Source organism: Vibrio tarriae, from assembly GCF_002216685.1.
In the GTDB taxonomy this organism is placed as follows: domain Bacteria; phylum Pseudomonadota; class Gammaproteobacteria; order Enterobacterales; family Vibrionaceae; genus Vibrio; species Vibrio tarriae.
In genome coordinates this window covers 1,757,159-1,772,002 of sequence record NZ_CP022353.1, presented here as the reverse complement: position 1 = coordinate 1,772,002, position 14,844 = coordinate 1,757,159, and the positions used below count along the sequence as shown (strand labels likewise).

Sequence of the window (14,844 nt, the reverse complement as noted above, 5' to 3'; positions counted from 1 at the left end):
ACCGATAATCTGACCTCACCATTGAGGTTTAACCATTTTGAAAAGGTGAACAAATGGGTCACGCAGAAAGCAAATTTCAAGCAGCAAACATCGCCGTTTTAACCGTGTCAGATACGCGTACGGAAGAAAACGATACCTCAGGCCGTTACTTGGCAGAGCAGCTTCAAGAAGCAGGCCATACACTGGCAGATAAACAGATCGTGATTGACGATATGTACAAAATCCGTGCAGTGGTTTCACAGTGGATTGCGGATGAAACCATCCAAGCGATTCTGATCACCGGTGGCACTGGGTTTACTTCACGTGACAGCACACCTGAAGCACTTAAGCCTCTGTTTGATAAAGAAGTGGAAGGTTTTGGCGAGCTGTTTCGCATGGTCTCTTTTGAAGAGATTGGCACCTCGACCATTCAATCGCGCGCGGTTGCGGGGTTTGCTAACCACACGGTGATTTTTGCCATGCCGGGCTCGACTGGCGCATGCCGCACCGGTTGGACAAAAATCATTAAACAGCAATTGGATGCTTCCCATCGCCCATGTAACTTTATGCCGCACCTAACGGTATAGGGGAGGTTTGATGAGCCAACTCACTCACATTAATGCTTCGGGTGAAGCCAATATGGTGGATGTGTCGAATAAAGCCGATACCGTCCGTGAAGCTCGTGCCGAGGCCTATGTGCGCATGGCACCCGAAACGCTGCAACTCATCCTCTCTGGTCAGCATCATAAAGGGGATGTGTTTGCCACGGCGCGAATTGCGGGCATTCAAGCCGCGAAACGTACGTGGGAGCTTATTCCGCTCTGTCACCCGTTGCTGCTTTCCAAGGTGGAAGTACATCTTGAAGCCTTGCCAGAACAAAACTGTGTGCGCATTGAATCGCTGTGTAAACTCAGTGGTAAAACCGGGGTGGAAATGGAAGCGCTGACGGCGGCATCGGTGGCGGCACTGACCATTTACGACATGTGCAAAGCGGTTCAAAAAGACATCGTGATTGAGAACGTGCGATTGCTTGAAAAATTGGGCGGAAAGTCAGGACACTTTAAGGTGGATGCATGATTAAGGTGCTGTTTTTTGCCCAAACTCGAGAGTTGGTGGAGTGCGATAGTCTGGTGGTTGACCACGCTTTTGCGACGGTAGAAGCCTTGCGCCAACATTTAGCGCAGCAGCCGGGTAAGTGGGATATGGCACTTGAACCGGGTAAGCTATTGGCGGCCGTTAATCAATCGATTGTGCCATTCGATACAGAGCTACAAGATGGCGATGAAGTGGCCTTTTTCCCACCAGTAACCGGAGGCTAGTATGGACCATCGCGTATCGGTGCAGAAGGAAGATTTCTCTGTTGCTCAAGAATATGAAGCGTTAGCGCAAGGCTCCCAAGCGGGCGCTGTGGTAACTTTTGTCGGCAAAGTTCGAGATATGAACTTGGGCGATAATGTGGTGGGTTTGCACCTTGAACACTATCCGGGCATGACGGAAAAATCCTTGCTGGAGATTTGCGATATGGCTCAGGAGCGTTGGCCTCTACAACGCGTTCGCGTTATTCATCGTATCGGCGATATGCTCAGTGGCGATCAAATTGTGTTGGTTGGTGTGACCAGTGCGCACCGCAATGCTGCGTTTGCAGCGTGCGAGTTCATCATGGATTACTTGAAAACCCGCGCGCCATTTTGGAAAAAAGAGCTGACGACCGAAGCGAGTCGCTGGATTGATTCACGAGACAGTGATCATCAAGCCGCGCAGCGCTGGGAATGAGAAGAGTAATAAGGCTATTCATGCCAAGCGGTACTACTAAACATATGAATGGTGCCACGTTGCTCATGTTTGGCATGAAACAGCGCTTTGTCGGCCACTAACACAAGCTTTTCCGCGGTCATTTCTTTCTCTATTTGATCACAGTGGCGAATGCCTATGGTAATCGTCACATGATCCGCCACTCGAGAACTCAGGTGTGGAATGTTGAGCTCATCAATCATTGCCATCAGTTTTTCGGCTCGCTGCTGACTCTGCTTCGCGTTGACGCCCGTCATAAAAATCAAAAACTCATCCCCGCCGTAGCGAAAGCAGAGATCGAGATTCGATCTCCATTCGCGCAGCGTTTGGCCGATTTTGCGCAGAACTTCATCGCCTTGAATATGGCCATATCCGTCGTTGTACTCTTTAAAACAGTCAATATCGATCATCAATAATGCGCTGCTGACCCGATCGAGTCTGGCGATGTCCAGTGCTTGCGGCAGCAACGAATCCATTGCGTAACGGTTGTACACTTGGGTTAGATGATCCATATGAGTCAGGTGCTCAAGTTCCAGCTGATGCTGCGCGAGTTTTTCAACCGTGTGCTTGTAGTGCAGCGGCATGTGATTGGTTTTTTATCCGAACAGGATTTGTTGGATAAGCTGGTGCATGCCAGTTATCACTGCCAAGATGCCCATTTGGTGAGTGATTGTATGCACAAAGAGGTGCTATCGGTTGCGCCAGAGACTTCGATTATTGAGCTTGCGGCGATGATGAAGGTCGGAAAACCGAAAATGTATCCTGTGGTGAGTGATGGCAAATTGGTCGGTGTGATCACGCGACGTGATGTGCTACGAGCCTTGAGCAAAACCTTAACCAGCTGTTTTCAACATCCGGTTTAATGTGACCGATGAGCATGTCCAACTTTTTATGCTTTTGTGCTTGAATCTGCTTGACCTTGAAGTTGACTCCAAGGTGTAAGCTGATCACAGCACACAAAAAGGAGATGGAAATATGTGTACTAAACACCATGCTTGTCGTTCAAAATCGTTAACTCAACCTATGCACAGCCACCAAACGAGCTGTGATGGAAGCCCTAAAATTGTCGCCATTCGTGCGGCAGGCGTAAGCGCTTCTTGTGACGGCGATAGTTGCTGTACCAGTGATGGTGGTGGCGGTACGACGTTGGAAGAAGACCCCGAGCGACGTCACGAACCACGTTCATCACACTATCAGCAGAGTTGGTATATCGCAGGAATGGATTGTCCTTCTTGCGCACAAAAAATTGAAAAAGCCGTTAAGCAGTTGGGTGATGTCACTCAAGTGCAGGTAATGTTCGCCACTCAGAAACTGGTGGTTGGCTTTAATCAACCCTCAACCGCGCCGCTTATCGAACAAGCGGTACGCGACAGCGGTTTTAGCCTAAACCCAGCCGCCAGTTCAGCGGCAACACCATCCCAATCCAAGCCGCCCTTCTGGCAGAGTGAAAACGCACGAATTATCGGTATCGCTGCGCTGATGGCAGTAGGTGCCTTAGTCAACTCCAGTGAGATTAGTCGCTGGATTTATACGCTGACTTGTCTATTGGGGTTATTCCCCATCCTTCAACAAGCTTGGCGTCTCGCCAAATCGGGTTCTCCTTTCTCGATTGAAACCTTGATGTCGGTTGCCGCAATTGGCGCGCTTTATTTGGGGGAAACCTTAGAAGCCGCCATGGTATTACTGCTGTTTTTGATTGGTGAGCGCTTGGAGGCTTATGCCGCTTCTCGGGCACGCACGGGCGTACAAGCCTTGATGGCGCTGGTGCCAGAAACGACGATTCGTATACAACATGGGGAGCGTGTCACCGTTCCTGCCGCACAATTGCAACCGGGTGATGTCATTGAAGTGGCTCCTGGAGGTCGTTTACCAGCGGATGGGCGCTTACTTGCCGCCGCCAGTCTGGATAACAGTGCGTTAACGGGCGAATCCTTACCTGTCGAATTAACAGCAGGGGAGCGGGTTTCCGCAGGTTGTGTGATCGTGGATAAGGTGGTGCAGATTGAAATCACCTCGAAACAAGGTGAAAACGCCATCGACCGCATTTTGCATATGATTGAAGAGGCGGAATCGCGCAAAGCACCACTGGAGCGTTTTTTAGATAAATTCAGTCGTTGGTATACCCCGTTGATGATGCTGGTCGCGCTCGCCGTGATTGTGGTTCCGCCATTAGTGTTTGGTGCCGATTGGCAGACTTGGATTTACCGTGGCCTTGCTTTGCTGCTCGTCGCTTGTCCTTGTGCGCTAGTGATATCCACACCTGCGGCGATCACTTCGGGTTTAGCGGCGGCGGCGCGTCGTGGAGCTTTAATTAAAGGTGGTGCGGCATTAGAGCAATTGGGAAAAATCGAGACCATTGCTTTTGATAAGACAGGCACTTTGACCGAAGGTAAACCGCAAGTCACAGACCTTATCCCACTGCAAGGCTGGGATAGCGCGACCTTATTAGCTCGGGCTGCTGCGATTGAGATGGGCTCACATCATCCCTTAGCGACCTCGCTGGTGGCAAAAGCGCAGGCGGAGCAATTGACCATCCCGCAAGCGCAAGAGCGTACCGCCTTGGTTGGGCGAGGCATTAGCGGTCAGATTGATGGTGTCCAGTATCGTCTGCTTGCGCCAAATCGGGTCGAAATCAAATTGCCCGATGTGGTGAAACAGCATGTCGAAATGCTTGAAGCTGAAAGTAAAACCGTAGTCGTGATGCTGACAAGTGAAGCGGCGGTTGGCGTGATTGCTTGGCAAGACACGCTGCGCAGTGATGCACGTCAAGCGGTAGCCGCCTTACATCAACTCGGGATTAACGCCCTGATGCTGACGGGAGACAACGAACGCAGCGCGGCCGCAATGAGCCAGCAACTGAATATGGATTTTCGGGCAGGTTTATTGCCGCAAGATAAAGTCGGCTACATCCAGCAGCTGGCGGAACATCAACGTGTTGCCATGGTGGGCGATGGCATTAACGATGCCCCAGCCATGAAAGAGGCGAGTATTGGTATCGCAATGGGTGGCGGCACCGACGTCGCGCTAGAAACCGCCGATGCAGCGCTGACTCATAATCGCTTGATTGAGTTGGCGGGGATGATTGAGTTATCTCGTGCTACGTTAGCCATCATTCGCCAAAACGTGGTCTTAGCCTTAGGGCTTAAAGCGGTGTTTTTAGTCACCAGTTTACTTGGGGTCACCGGATTATGGATGGCGGTGCTGGCCGACAGTGGTGCAACCGCACTGGTCACGCTCAATGCACTGCGTCTGCTTAAATTTCGCTCGTCTACTTTGGCATAATGCTGTTTTAACTAGGAGGCGCACCTCCTAGTTTCTCCTCACTTGTTTCAAGTCTTAACGGCTAGAGTTACTATTTTGTAATAGGAGTTGGTTTGCATTGCAAATACATTGGTTTGTGATGCAAATCGATTAATTATGAAAATATGATATTCATTGCTGTTATTGGTGTGATTCTTATCACTTAAATTGAACGGGCTATCGGGTAGAGTGACGCTGTCCCCTAAATTATAGATGCGCTGAATAGACGCAATTGAAGGAGTCTCTTATGACCAAAACCGTATTCCACCTTGGTGTGACTGAAGCTGATTTAAACGGCGCAACATTAGCTATTATTCCAGGCGATCCTGCTCGTGTGCAGAAAATCGCTGAGTTGATGGATAACCCTGTTTTCCTTGCTAGCCATCGTGAATATACCGTATACCGGGCAGAGCTGGATGGTCAGTCTGTCGTCGTTTGCTCAACGGGTATTGGTGGTCCTTCAACATCGATTGCGGTTGAAGAGTTGGCGCAATTGGGCGTGCGTACTTTCTTGCGCGTTGGTACGACTGGTGCGATCCAGCCTCATGTGAATGTGGGTGACATGATTGTGACAACCGGTTCTGTGCGTTTGGATGGTGCAAGCCTGCACTTCGCGCCGATGGAATTCCCAGCGGTACCGGATTTTGATGTGGCGACCGCAATGAAAGCGGCAGCACAAGAAAGCGGTGCAACAGTCCATATGGGTGTGACAGCGTCCTCAGATACCTTCTACCCAGGCCAAGAGCGTTACGACACTTTCACTGGTCGCGTAGTGCGTCGTTTCCAAGGCTCGATGAAAGAGTGGCAAGAAATGGGCGTGCTCAACTTTGAAATGGAATCGGCAACTCTGCTGACCATGTGCGCGAGCTCTGGTTTGAAAGCGGGCTGTGTGGCGGGTGTGATCATCAACCGTACTCAAAAAGAGATCCCAGATCACGCGACGTTGAAAGAAACCGAAGCGCGTTCTATCAAAGTTGTGGTGGAAGCTGCACGTAAGATGCTGAAATAAGAGGCAGATTTTCTTCACTGAATTAAAAAGCGCCACTTGATGTGGCGCTTTCTATTTCCAATATCCTTTACCTGCCTATTTAAGCCACAACAAGCTGTGGTAACGGGTGATAGAGGCTTTCCACCAAATCATTGAGCATATGGTCGTATACCTGCGCAATGGTGGCCGAAAGTTCAGTGCTTAACTGATAGAGTTCTTGGTTCTCTGGCATTAAGCCACTGCTGTCGGTGATTTCGTTCAATTGGCGCATCGCGGATGAGCAGACCGGTGAGCCCAGCGTTAAAGGACTGATCAGCGCTAACTGATTGAGCTTACGTTGCATCAGCTCACAATAGTGGCGAATACGTAAGTTATTGTTTTCATTTCGAGAGTCATCAATGCACAAGCGCAATTGGGTGAGTGTTTCCATCGCATCAAAAATTTGTTGCCAGTTCATGTGGTACTCATCACTCAATTCTTCTCGTCCTGATTCCGCAAGCCAAGCGAGCACCACATCATCCATCAAATACATGCAGTGGCGGATCAATTTGCCATGCAGGCGTTGGTTTTTCCCCACATTGGCTTGCTCCCATTCGTTTAACACCGTTTTCAACGAGTTTTGCAAAATTCGATAGGAGGGTTTGTTGTCAAAGTGGGCGATCTGGATCAGTTGCTCCGACTTTTCTAACAAACGCTTTTGCAGCTTGGAAAGATCGTGCTCAGTTTGCGGATGCGTCTCTTGTTGGCTGAGTGTTTGATGAGTGAGACTACGGTGCTGGCGGCACAGCGCCAATGCTTCGCGCAAACAGATCAGCAGTTCAAATTTACGCTGTTGTGTTGAATGTTTCCGCTGAGAGAGCGTATAGATCAAACCAAGAATTGCTAAAGACAGAACCAGAGAAATTGTCACAAACATAGCCACCTCCGTGTTGGTATTGGATCATCCCATTCCTATGTGGAAGGGTACAGAGTGGTATTGCAGTTTGAATGCCAAAAATTTAACAATTAAAAATCAATGACTTATTATTTTTGGTTGATTGGGTATGCACACTTATGGGGCATAGTGCGCAAAAAATGTGAGCTAGACCGTGTAATGGTCAAGAGAGTCATGCTGGATAAGAAGAGAAAATGCGTGGCAGAGAAAGCGGGTGATGACAAAAAAGCCTTTGCAGATGCAAAGGCTTTTCAGGTGTTGGCTTGCTAATCAAGACGCAATAATTACATCACGCGCATGCCAGCTTGAGCACCTTGATGTGGTTCAAGCAACCACAGGTCGCTACCACCAGGGCCTGCGGCGAGGATCATGCCTTCAGACATACCAAACTTCATCTTACGCGGTTTGAGGTTTGCTACGACGACAGTATATTTGCCAATCAGATCTTCTGGTTGGTAAGCAGACTTAATACCAGAGAAGACTTGACGGGTTTCACCGCCGATATCGAGTTCAAACTTGAGCAGCTTGTCCGATTTCTCGACCGCTTCACAAGAAAGAATCTTGGCAATACGCAGATCCACTTTCGCGAAATCATCAAACTCAATTTCAGCCGCTAGGGGGTCTTTGCTCAGCTCGGTTTCTGCGCTCTTTGGTTTTGCGGCATCTGCTGCGGCTTTTTCGGCTGCCGCCTCGGCTTTCGACGCCTCAATCATAGCTTCAACCTGTTTCGGATCGATGCGGTTGAACAGTGCTTTGAATGGCGTTACCGCATGATCCGTTAGCGGAGTTGCCACGCCTTCCCAAGTCAATTCTTGGTTAAGGAAAGCTTCAGTACGCTCTGCCAACGCAGGCATCACTGGCTTGAGGTAAGTCATCAGTACGCGGAATAGGTTAATGCCTACCGTACAGATGTCTTGCAGTGCTTGGTCTTGGCCTTCTTGTTTCGCGACAACCCAAGGGGCTTTTTCATCCACATACTGGTTGGCTTTGTCGGCCAGTGCAGTGATTTCGCGGATGGCACGACCAAACTCACGCGCTTCAAACAGCTCAGCAATACGATCGGCTGCGCCAGCAAATTCAGCGTACAGCTCAGGCTCCGCAAAGTGTGCAGACAGCTTGCCATCAAAACGTTTAGTGATGAAACCTGCATTACGTGACGCAAGGTTAACGATCTTGTTCACCACGTCCGCATTCACACGTTGGGTGAAGTCTTCGAGGTTCAAATCGAGATCGTCAATGCGGTTGTTCAGTTTTGCCGCGTAGTAGTAACGCAGACACTCTGGATCCAAGTGATTCAGGTAAGTGCTTGCTTTCACAAACGTACCTTTCGACTTAGACATTTTCGCGCCATTGACGGTCACATAACCGTGCACAAACACGTTGGTCGGTTTACGGAAACCAGAACCATCCAGCATGGCAGGCCAGAACAAGCTGTGGAAATAAACGATGTCTTTACCGATGAAGTGGTAAAGCTCGGTTTTGCTGTCTTTATTCCAGTATTCGTTAAAGTCCAAATCGCCACGCTTGTCGCACAGGTTTTTGAATGAACCCATGTAACCAATTGGCGCATCTAGCCATACGTAGAAGAATTTGTCTTTCTCGCCTGGGATTTCAAAACCGAAGTAGGGTGCATCACGGGAAATATCCCACTGTTGCAAGCCGCCTTCAAACCACTCTTGCATTTTGTTGGCGGTTTCTGATTGCAGAGAGCCTGAACGTGTCCACTCTTTGAGCATGCTCTCAAACTGAGGCAGGTCGAAGAAGAAGTGCTCAGAATCTTTCATCACTGGCGTCGCACCAGAGACAGCGGATTTTGGATTGATCAGCTCAGTCGGGCTGTAAGTCTCACCACACGCGTCACAGTTGTCGCCGTACTGGTCTTCCGATTTACATTTCGGGCAGGTGCCTTTTACGAAACGATCCGGCAGGAACATCTCTTTTTCAGGATCGAACAGCTGAGAAATGGTGCGGCTTGAAATAAAGCCGTTCTTTTTCAGTTGCAGATAGATGTGTGAAGCCAGCTCGCGGTTTTCATCGCTGTGCGTGCTGTGGTAGTTATCAAAGCTAATATCGAAGCCAGCAAAGTCGCGTTGGTGCTCTTCGCTCACCATCTCGATCATCGCTTCTGGTGTCATACCCATTTGCTGTGCTTTCAGCATGATAGGTGTGCCGTGCGCATCATCCGCACAGATGAAGTTTACTGTATTGCCACGCAGACGCTGATAACGAACCCAAATGTCAGCTTGGATATGCTCAAGCATATGACCAAGGTGGATTGAACCGTTCGCGTAAGGCAGGGCACAAGTTACCAGAAGTTTTCTTGGATCGTTTGCCATACTTAATATTCGCTTTTCTTGATAGGGACCAAATTGAAGCGATAATATTACCCTAAGCACGCAGTCACGCCAAGGCGCGCAACAGTTGATTCCCCTATCTTTTTCGGGGTTCAGTTGCTCTTTGAGCGGTGGTAGCATGGGCAAAAAAGGGGAAGTTATGCAATCTATTCAATCCAAACAGGATCTCTGCCGCTGGCTGAGCCAATTTTCGCATCCCGATTTAATCAGTGATTGGGCGATGTCACCGTCTGTCGTGACGATAACGCCCAATCAGCAAGTCACGATTCAACTGCCGTTTGCTGCGAACACTCTTATCAATGAATTGAGTGACTGGATCGCCAAGCAGCAGGCAAGCGGCGCGATTGCGCCAGTAACCTTTGACATTCAAGTTAAACCTCAAGCGCTGGAAACTCGCGTAAGTGCGGCAGTCAAAGGGGTGAAAAATATTATTGCGGTGACGTCAGGCAAAGGTGGGGTGGGTAAATCCACGACGGCGGTGAACCTTGCACTCGCGATTGCGAAGTCAGGAGGCAAAGTCGGTCTATTGGATGCCGATATTTACGGCCCCTCAGTCCCGCTGATGCTCGGTAAAACCAAAGCTAAACCAGTAGTGCGTGACAATAAATGGATGCAGCCAATTGAGGCGCACGGCATTGCCACGCATTCGATTGGTTATTTGGTGGATGAGGCGGATGCGGCGATTTGGCGTGGACCAATGGCTTCTAAGGCGCTGGCGCAGTTACTCAATGAAACCGAGTGGCCGGATCTGGATTATCTGGTGATCGATATGCCGCCGGGCACGGGGGATATCCAACTCACCCTCGCGCAGCAAATTCCGGTGACGGGCGCAGTGATTGTAACCACACCGCAAGATTTAGCCTTAGCCGATGCCCGCAAAGGCGCGGCGATGTTTGCCAAAGTGGACGTGCCCGTGATTGGGCTGGTGGAAAACATGAGTTACCACATCTGTAGTCATTGCGGCGAAAAAGAGCATATTTTTGGGGTTGGCGGAGCGCAAACTCTTGCCGCTGAATTTGGCTTATCCCTGCTGGCGCAAATTCCGCTGCATATTGACATGCGAGAGGATATTGACGCGGGAGTTCCGACTGTGGTGGCGCGTCCCAATAGCGAGCATACCGAACGCTATTTAGCGTTGGCGCAGCGTGTGTGTGCTTCGCTGTTTTGGCAAGGCAAAGCCAAACCAGAGAGCATTCAAATCCAGTGGGTTAATTAAAGCCGCATCCTGCTCTAACAGCCAGAGTGAATGTAATCGTTTGCTCTGGTTTAATCTTATCCATCCGACATTTATGTGGCTGTTTTTGCCTAATGCAAACTGGTATCTCGGTCACATTCTCCCTATAATCAGGCGGTTTACCTTCATTCCTCACAACCATGTTCGGGTGCATAACCATGTCTGAGAATAATCAATGTGTCATCGTCGGTATTGCTGGCGCTTCTGCTTCTGGTAAGAGTCTCATTGCGAGCACGATTTATAATGAGCTACGCGCCAAAGTGGGTGACCATCAAATCGGTGTGATTACGGAAGATTGCTACTACAAAGATCAGAGCCATCTGAGCATGGAAGAACGTGTTAAAACCAACTACGACCACCCAAGTGCGCTAGACCACGATCTCCTTTGCCAACATTTGCAAATGCTGGCGCGTGGCGAAGCGGTTGAAGTGCCAGAATACAGCTACACTGAGCACACACGTACCGAGCAAACCACCACCATGACGCCGAAGAAAGTGATCATTCTGGAAGGCATCCTGCTTCTGACTGATCCACGTCTTCGTGATTTGATGCACGCGACCGTATTTATGGATACGCCGCTGGATATCTGCTTGCTGCGCCGTGTTAAGCGTGATGTACAAGAGCGTGGTCGCACCATGGAATCTGTACTGAAGCAGTACCAAGAGACGGTACGCCCTATGTTTATGCAATTTATTGAGCCGTCTAAACAGTACGCTGACATCATTGTGCCGCGTGGTGGTAAAAACCGTATCGCGATTGATGTTCTCAAAGCGCATATCGCAAAATTGCTCAAATCGTAATTTTGACCAGAGCTTTGCATCGCTTAGCTTTATTTTTCAAAGTAGAAGTGGCACTTTAAGTGCCACTTTCTTTTTCTCGTCAAGCAAGGAAAAGCAGATGAAAAAACTGTTTATTTCTCTTCTCGGTTTAGTTGTGCTGATTGTTGGCGCACTGCTGGCCTTAGTGTTGTTGGTTAACCCCAATCAATTTAAACCTTTAATCGTAGAGCAAGCCAAAAAACAAACTGGCTTAGATTTGGTGATTGAAGGCGATATTGGCTGGCAATTTTTCCCGTCTATCGGTTTTGAGTTAGGCAAAACCGAGCTGAAAAACCCGCAAGGTTTTGCTAGCCCAAACCTGTTTAAAGTTGAGAGTGTGGGTATTGATGTCTCAGTGATGCCACTGCTCGATAAACAGCTCAAAATCGGCAACATCCGTTTGGATGGCGCAGAATTCCATCTGGAAACGCTTAAAGATGGTCGATCCAATTTGGATGCGTTAACACAAGCGCAATCCAAGCCGGTGTCCACACCAACCACAACCGAACCTGTACCCGCTTCTCAGCCAAGTTCAAGCGAGCCTGCGGCGGCGTGGAGTATTGAGTTGGGTGGCGTTTCTGTCTCTAATGCCGTTTTGGAAATCACGGATAAAAATGCGGGTTCGCATACCAAGCTGTATGACGTTCAATTGAGTGTTGCTGAGTTTGTGCCAGACAGCTGGACGAAAGCGACCTTTGCCGCGAAAGGCGATAAAGATCAGCAGAAGTTTGCCGCGCAAGGTGAAGCTGAAGTGCGCCTATCAGCAGACTTCAAGCAATATGCACTACGTAACATTAATCTCGATGCGAGCTTTAGTGATCCGAGTAACCAAATCGATTCAGCCAAACTGAAACTCGATACTTTTGAGTTTGATAAAGCCAATGCTTTGACCTTCTCCGTGGCGGGTAAAGCGGCAGATATGAAGCTTAACGCGCAAGGTTCAGCCTCATTGATGGTCAATCAAGCGATCAGCAAAGTTGGTTTGGATACGCTGAAGCTGCAAGCTGAATTGGAAGGGGCTGCGTTACCGCAATCACCGATGAAGTTAAGTTTAGACTCGCAAATTGCTTTCGATTTGACACAAAACCATCTTAGTGTGCTGCTCAACAAACTGACGGCCAATGCGCTGAGTTTCGATGGCAAAGCGGATGTCACCCTCGCAGATATTCCGAAAGTGCGTTTCAACTTGCACAGCCCTGAGATTGACTTGGATGCCTTCTTAGGCACGAAAGCTCAAGAGTCGCAATCTGCGCCAGCCAAGGAAGCGGCTGCATCCTCATCGTCAGCACCCGCGGCAAATGCCCCAGCAGAAGTGGAACCGGACTTGTCGGCACTCAACGCCTTGGATGTGGCGGGTGAGATCAGTATTGATAAATTCAAAGCCAGCAACGCCCATCTGCAAAATGTAAAAGCGATTTTTGCGGTCAATCGTGGTGTGGTGGATTTGAAATCCTTCACCGCGAATCTGTATCAAGGATCCGTGCAAGCTAGCGCGCAAGTGGATGCGCGTAAAACGCCCGCGACTTACAGTGTGAAGAAGCAGATCAAAGGGGTACAGGTTAAGCCTTTACTAAAAGATGTGCTGAACAACGAAATGCTAGAAGGCACAGGCAATATTGATGTGAATGTGCAAGGCAAGGGCCTAACACCAAGCGGTATCCAGAAAAATCTGGTTGGTACTGTGGCGATTAACTTTGCCGATGGTGCGGTAAGAGGGATTAACGTGGCGCACCTGATTCGTACCAACTACGCCAAAATCAAAGGCCAAAGTGTTGAAGAAGTGGACACCGTCAAGAAAACAGACTTTAGTGCGATGACGACGACGCTGAAACTCAATAAAGGTGAAGTAACGACCAACGATCTTAATATGCAATCGCCATTGCTGCGCATTCATGGTGAAGGTAAAGCCAATTACCTACAGCAGAATGTCGATTTTCTGGTACGTACTTCGATTGTTGGAACCTTGGAAGGTCAGGGTGGTAAGGGTTTAGATGAGTTGCGCGATGTGACTATCCCGATCAATGTTTCAGGTGCATGGAGCGATCCGAAATTCCGTTTGGTGTTTGATGATGTACTCAAACAAAAAGCCAAGAAAGAAGTGGATCGCGGCGTGGAAAAACTGACCGATAAAATTAAAGATGAAGAGACCAAAAAAGCGGTGGATGGGTTGTTGAAAGGTCTATTTAACTAATGTTGATGCATCGCTAGTGGAACTAGAAAGGGCTGATATTCAGCCCTTTTTTATTGATTTTTTTAAGTGTTTTACCAATCGACCCCTTTAAGGGCTTTCACGCCGGATTCGAAAGCGTGCTTGATATTTTTCACTTCAGAAACCGTATCGGCCATCTCAATCAAAGTGCGGTGTGCGCCGCGCCCAGTGATGATCACCGATTGCATTTTCGGACGCTGATTCAATGCTTCGACCACTTCCTCAAGTTCGATGTAACCGTAGCTCACCATGTAAGTGAGTTCATCAAACAGCACCACATCCAGCGATTCATCCTGCAACATGCGTTTGCAGTGTTGCCATACTTCTTGTGCCGCTGCGGTATCGCTATCGCGGTTCTGGGTTTCCCAAGTAAAGCCAGTCGACATGACTTGAAATTCAACGCCGAGCTTTTCTAAAAGATTTCGCTCGCCATTCTCCCATGTGCCTTTAATAAACTGAGCTACCGCGCACTGTTTACTGTGACCTACCGCGCGCGCAATGGTGCCAAAACCTGAGGTCGATTTTCCTTTACCATTGCCAGTAATAATCAGCAGCAACCCTTTTTCTTCTTGAGCGGCGGCAATTTTGGCATCCACTTGCTCTTTGACTTTTTGTTGACGAGCTTTGTGACGCTCTTGTTTGATTTCATCGCCGGACATGGCAAATCCTTTTTCAATCTGAAACTTGTCGCTATGATAGCCCAACTCGTCAGTGGCAAACACCAAACAAAAATAGGGATATAAGATGCAGAAGGTACTCGTGGTGTGCATGGGCAATATTTGCCGTTCTCCGACCGCGGAAGCGGTATTGCGTGCTAAGGCTGCACAACTCAAGGTTGATGTAGAAATCGATTCAGCAGGCACGATTGGGTATCACCAAGGGAATCCACCGGATGCACGCTCAAAAGCGGCAGGAGAGAAGCGGGGATACTCATTTTCTGGCATCAAAGCGCGAAAGATCCGTGATGAAGATTTTGTGAAATTTGATTGGATTTTAGCCGCAGACAAAGAGAATTTAGCTGAGCTGAAAGCTCGCTGCCCTCAATCCCATCAACATAAGCTGTCATTGATGCTCAGCCATTGTGATTGCGGATGTGAAGAGATTCCCGATCCTTACTATGGAGGTGAGCAGGGTTTTGAGCGGGTATTAGATTTAGTGGAACAAGCGGCAGAGCAGTTCTTACTGAAACTACCACAGCAAGGCCAGCGTTAAGCTGGCCTTGCTAAAGTGGAATGAC

Annotated in this window: 14 protein-coding genes and 2 pseudogenes; 12 read left to right on the top strand and 4 right to left on the bottom strand. The window is 48.9% G+C overall.

The features are described 5' to 3' along the window. Window positions 1-53 precede the first annotated feature (53 nt). From moaB to moaE, 4 genes are read left to right on the top strand one after another with little or no spacing between them, the layout of a single operon-like run. Window positions 54-566 carry a molybdenum cofactor biosynthesis protein B gene (gene moaB / locus CEQ48_RS13790; protein WP_000509705.1) on the top strand — a complete coding sequence of 171 codons (513 nt, stop codon included), beginning with the start codon at window positions 54-56 and terminating at the stop codon, window positions 564-566. A gap of 10 nt (window positions 567-576) precedes the next feature. Continuing rightward, window positions 577-1,056, top strand: coding sequence for a cyclic pyranopterin monophosphate synthase MoaC (moaC, locus tag CEQ48_RS13785; protein ID WP_198301159.1), 480 nt, complete (start codon window positions 577-579; stop codon window positions 1,054-1,056). Next, a complete protein-coding gene (gene moaD, locus CEQ48_RS13780; RefSeq protein ID WP_000598590.1) occupies window positions 1,053-1,298 on the top strand; it encodes a molybdopterin synthase sulfur carrier subunit in 246 nt (81 codons plus the stop codon). Before moaC ends, moaD begins: the two co-directional genes overlap by 4 nt. A 1-nt stretch (window position 1,299) precedes the next feature. After that, window positions 1,300-1,752: a molybdopterin synthase catalytic subunit MoaE gene (moaE, locus tag CEQ48_RS13775; protein WP_089071638.1), complete on the top strand. Its 453-nt coding sequence runs from the start codon at window positions 1,300-1,302 to the stop codon at window positions 1,750-1,752. Between the two features lie 14 nt (window positions 1,753-1,766). Here the strand turns inward: moaE and CEQ48_RS13770 are convergent. Next, a pseudogene (locus CEQ48_RS13770) lies at window positions 1,767-2,342 on the bottom strand (GGDEF domain-containing protein); the annotation flags it as partial. On the opposite strand from CEQ48_RS13770, the pseudogene CEQ48_RS13765 reads away from it, so the two are divergent. The 3 genes and pseudogenes from CEQ48_RS13765 to udp form a co-directional block, all read left to right on the top strand. Beyond that, window positions 2,334-2,633: pseudogene (locus CEQ48_RS13765) on the top strand (CBS domain-containing protein); the annotation flags it as partial. The pseudogenes CEQ48_RS13770 and CEQ48_RS13765 sit on opposite strands and share 9 nt — an antisense overlap. Window positions 2,634-2,745: 112 nt before the next feature. Beyond that, window positions 2,746-5,052, top strand: a complete 2,307-nt coding sequence (locus tag CEQ48_RS13755) for a zinc/cadmium/mercury/lead-transporting ATPase (protein ID WP_089071636.1) — start codon at window positions 2,746-2,748, stop codon at window positions 5,050-5,052. A 265-nt stretch (window positions 5,053-5,317) separates the two neighbouring features. Then, window positions 5,318-6,079, top strand: a complete 762-nt coding sequence (gene udp, locus CEQ48_RS13750; protein ID WP_000169477.1) for a uridine phosphorylase — start codon at window positions 5,318-5,320, stop codon at window positions 6,077-6,079. A gap of 79 nt (window positions 6,080-6,158) precedes the next feature. Here the strand turns inward: udp and CEQ48_RS13745 are convergent, their stop codons facing one another. Next, window positions 6,159-6,974 carry a hypothetical protein gene (locus CEQ48_RS13745; RefSeq protein WP_089071635.1) on the bottom strand — a complete coding sequence of 272 codons (816 nt, stop codon included), beginning with the start codon at window positions 6,972-6,974 and terminating at the stop codon, window positions 6,159-6,161. A gap of 99 nt (window positions 6,975-7,073) precedes the next feature. On the opposite strand from CEQ48_RS13745, the gene CEQ48_RS13740 reads away from it, so the two are divergent. Beyond that, complete coding sequence (locus CEQ48_RS13740) at window positions 7,074-7,262, top strand: hypothetical protein (RefSeq protein ID WP_089071634.1); 189 nt, start codon at window positions 7,074-7,076, stop codon at window positions 7,260-7,262. A gap of 14 nt (window positions 7,263-7,276) precedes the next feature. Here CEQ48_RS13740 and metG read toward each other — a convergent pair whose 3' ends face one another. Beyond that, window positions 7,277-9,328: a methionine--tRNA ligase gene (gene metG, locus CEQ48_RS13735; protein WP_001262543.1), complete on the bottom strand. Its 2,052-nt coding sequence runs from the start codon at window positions 9,326-9,328 to the stop codon at window positions 7,277-7,279. A gap of 157 nt (window positions 9,329-9,485) precedes the next feature. Between metG and apbC the strand changes: the two genes are divergently transcribed. From apbC to CEQ48_RS13715, 3 genes are all read left to right on the top strand, one after another. Continuing rightward, complete coding sequence (gene apbC / locus CEQ48_RS13730; protein WP_063069433.1) at window positions 9,486-10,562, top strand: iron-sulfur cluster carrier protein ApbC; 1,077 nt, start codon at window positions 9,486-9,488, stop codon at window positions 10,560-10,562. A 176-nt stretch (window positions 10,563-10,738) separates the two neighbouring features. Next, window positions 10,739-11,380 (top strand): uridine kinase, encoded by a 642-nt coding sequence (udk, locus tag CEQ48_RS13720; RefSeq protein ID WP_001293736.1) that lies wholly within the window; start codon window positions 10,739-10,741, stop codon window positions 11,378-11,380. 97 nt (window positions 11,381-11,477) lie between these two features. Next, window positions 11,478-13,589 (top strand): AsmA family protein, encoded by a 2,112-nt coding sequence (locus CEQ48_RS13715; protein ID WP_089071632.1) that lies wholly within the window; start codon window positions 11,478-11,480, stop codon window positions 13,587-13,589. Window positions 13,590-13,660: 71 nt separating this feature from the next. Here the strand turns inward: CEQ48_RS13715 and cobO are convergent, their stop codons facing one another. After that, window positions 13,661-14,377, bottom strand: a complete 717-nt coding sequence (cobO, locus tag CEQ48_RS13710) for a cob(I)yrinic acid a,c-diamide adenosyltransferase (RefSeq protein WP_308507408.1) — start codon at window positions 14,375-14,377, stop codon at window positions 13,661-13,663. On the opposite strand from cobO, the gene CEQ48_RS13705 reads away from it, so the two are divergent. After that, window positions 14,376-14,819: a low molecular weight protein-tyrosine-phosphatase gene (locus CEQ48_RS13705; RefSeq protein WP_198301299.1), complete on the top strand. Its 444-nt coding sequence runs from the start codon at window positions 14,376-14,378 to the stop codon at window positions 14,817-14,819. The two genes, cobO and CEQ48_RS13705, sit on opposite strands and share 2 nt — an antisense overlap. Window positions 14,820-14,844: the final 25 nt, after the last annotated feature.

Coding starts and splice junctions, on each gene's coding strand:
- metG (WP_001262543.1), bottom strand. CDS start 9,328: ATGGCAAACGATCCAAGAAAACTTCTGGTAACTTGTGCCCTGCCTTAC.
- CEQ48_RS13715 (WP_089071632.1), top strand. CDS start 11,478: ATGAAAAAACTGTTTATTTCTCTTCTCGGTTTAGTTGTGCTGATTGTT.
- moaD (WP_000598590.1), top strand. CDS start 1,053: ATGATTAAGGTGCTGTTTTTTGCCCAAACTCGAGAGTTGGTGGAGTGC.
- moaC (WP_198301159.1), top strand. CDS start 577: ATGAGCCAACTCACTCACATTAATGCTTCGGGTGAAGCCAATATGGTG.
- cobO (WP_308507408.1), bottom strand. CDS start 14,377: ATGCACACCACGAGTACCTTCTGCATCTTATATCCCTATTTTTGTTTG.
- CEQ48_RS13705 (WP_198301299.1), top strand. CDS start 14,376: ATGGGCAATATTTGCCGTTCTCCGACCGCGGAAGCGGTATTGCGTGCT.
- apbC (WP_063069433.1), top strand. CDS start 9,486: ATGCAATCTATTCAATCCAAACAGGATCTCTGCCGCTGGCTGAGCCAA.
- moaB (WP_000509705.1), top strand. CDS start 54: ATGGGTCACGCAGAAAGCAAATTTCAAGCAGCAAACATCGCCGTTTTA.
- CEQ48_RS13740 (WP_089071634.1), top strand. CDS start 7,074: ATGACTTATTATTTTTGGTTGATTGGGTATGCACACTTATGGGGCATA.
- CEQ48_RS13745 (WP_089071635.1), bottom strand. CDS start 6,974: ATGTTTGTGACAATTTCTCTGGTTCTGTCTTTAGCAATTCTTGGTTTG.
- moaE (WP_089071638.1), top strand. CDS start 1,300: ATGGACCATCGCGTATCGGTGCAGAAGGAAGATTTCTCTGTTGCTCAA.
- CEQ48_RS13755 (WP_089071636.1), top strand. CDS start 2,746: ATGTGTACTAAACACCATGCTTGTCGTTCAAAATCGTTAACTCAACCT.
- udk (WP_001293736.1), top strand. CDS start 10,739: ATGTCTGAGAATAATCAATGTGTCATCGTCGGTATTGCTGGCGCTTCT.
- udp (WP_000169477.1), top strand. CDS start 5,318: ATGACCAAAACCGTATTCCACCTTGGTGTGACTGAAGCTGATTTAAAC.